Raw genomic sequence first — 2,115 nt, forward strand, 5'->3', positions numbered from 1 at the left:
AATTATTCAGGTCAATTTATTTGAAAGGAAACTTTTAAGGTCACTCTTTGTGCCTGATAAAAAATGGCGAAAACAAGAAGAACCTCAATTGAGGTTCTTCTTGTGATATTTGTGGGACAGCAGTGGCACATGGCTTCCCTTTTTAACCATTGACCGATCAGATGCCGTATTTCACACGATAGGCTTCCATTTTCGCTAAAGCGTCTTTTTCGCCTTTAGCTTCCAAGAAATCCATCAAATCTTTCATGGTAATCAAGGCATGAACTGGAATTTCCAGTTCTTTTTGAACTTCCTGAATGGCAGACAATTCGCCCTGTCCTTTTTCCTGACGGTCTAAAGCCACCAATACTCCGGCAATTTGCGCACCAGCATTTTTAAGAATGGTGACCACTTCACGAATGGCTGTACCTGCAGTAATGACATCATCAATAATCCAGACTTTTTTGCCTTCAACCGATGCGCCAACCAGCACCCCGCCTTCACCGTGATCCTTGGCTTCTTTACGGTTAAAGCCCCAAGGTACACTTACACCATGATTTTGTGACAATGCCACGGCAGTCGCAGCAACAAATGGAATCCCCTTATAAGCCGGGCCAAAAATCACTTCGACATTGTCACATGCCGTTAATTTGTCTGCATAGCCTGAAGCCAGTAGCGTTAACGCCTCGCCATCATTGAGCAAACCTGCATTAAAAAAATAAGGACTCACACGACCCGATTTTAAAGTAAACTCACCAAATTTAAGCACACCACGTGATAATGCAAGTTCGATAAAAGCTTGAGGGTTAAAAGTCGCTTGCGACGTCATGAGGTGCTCCAAAATTCAGAAATAGAGGTAAGACTTGCGCATGATACCAAAGAGTAGCTATCCAAGTGATCAAAAAATTCTAAGAGTCGTTTCAATTAACGTAAATGGCTTGCGTTCAGCAGTGACCAAAGGCTTGCTGGAATGGCTGGAACAGTCAGATGCCGATGTCATTTGTATGCAGGAAAGTCGGATCACCCATGCGCAGTGGACTGAAAAATTTAGACCTGAAGGCTGGTACACGCACCTGTTCCCGGCAGAACGTGCAGGCTATGCCGGTACCGCCATTTATAGTCGCCTACCTTTTGTCTCCGTAAAAGATGGTTTAGGCTTTGAACTGGCCGACTCTCAAGGGCGTTTTATCACTGCCGAATTTGATCTCGGTTTAGACAAGCCTGTATACATCTGTTCGCTGTATTTGCCTTCAGGCTCATCTGGTGAAGAAGCTCAGGCCCGTAAAGATCACTTTTTGGATCAGTATCAAGACATCTTAAAACAATGGCGGGATGAAGATAAATCAGTCATTGTCTGTGGTGACTACAACATTGTGCATAAACGCATTGATATTAAAAACTGGTCGGGCAACCAGAAATCTTCAGGCTGCCTACCACATGAACGCGCCTGGCTCGATCATATTTATGATGATCTGGGTTATGTCGATACTTTCCGTGAAGTGCGCAAGGAAGCCGAACTTTATTCATGGTGGTCTAATCGCGGACAGGCACGTGCTAAAAACGTCGGGTGGCGCATTGACTACCAAGCCTGCTCACCAGACTGGAAAGCCCGCACTGTCAATGCCTGGGTGTATAAGGAAACCTGGTTTAGCGACCATGCACCAGTGATTATTGATTATAAAATATAGTCCATAATGCGTATTGAGTGAACCATTGTTCACTCAATACAGGCATATAGATTACAAAAGATGTCGAATTTGTTGCTTTTTATATAGATCTTTTAAGTGCATTATTGTCGCACGGCACAGGGACAAGTCAGGATGACTGAAAAGGGATAGGACGCCGTAGGATGAAACAGAATAAAGTACTTCGGTAGCTTATTTTGCAAGGATGTGACAATGGACGTTGAAATGAGACCCGCATAATCAGGATGATTGAATGCGGGTTTTCTCTATTCGTTATCTTTATTTTTTCTTTTCTATTTCTATATTTTTTTTCTATATATTTAGAATAGACCTCTTGCGAAAGTCAAAACCACCTCAATCTAAGTTTCATGAGATATCAGAACTTAAACCGTTTTTCAGATTCTGAATTTAAACGCTTGGTTGGCGTACCTCGACCAGTTTTTACCGAAAT

2 protein-coding genes are annotated in these 2,115 nt (G+C 42.8%); one reads left to right on the forward strand and one right to left on the reverse strand.

The window, feature by feature from the left end; all coding sequences use genetic code 11:
• Nucleotides 1-157: 157 nt before the first annotated feature.
• Nucleotides 158-808, reverse strand: a complete 651-nt coding sequence (pyrE, locus tag FTU91_RS16195; protein ID WP_086196546.1) for an orotate phosphoribosyltransferase — start codon at nt 806-808, stop codon at nt 158-160.
• A gap of 40 nt (nt 809-848) precedes the next feature.
• On the opposite strand from pyrE, the gene FTU91_RS16200 reads away from it, so the two are divergent.
• A complete protein-coding gene (locus FTU91_RS16200) occupies nt 849-1,667 on the forward strand; it encodes an exodeoxyribonuclease III (protein ID WP_180082844.1) in 819 nt (272 codons plus the stop codon).
• Nucleotides 1,668-2,115 lie beyond the last annotated feature (448 nt).

Source organism: Acinetobacter sp. YH12201 (assembly GCF_013418145.1).
Lineage (GTDB): Bacteria > Pseudomonadota > Gammaproteobacteria > Pseudomonadales > Moraxellaceae > Acinetobacter.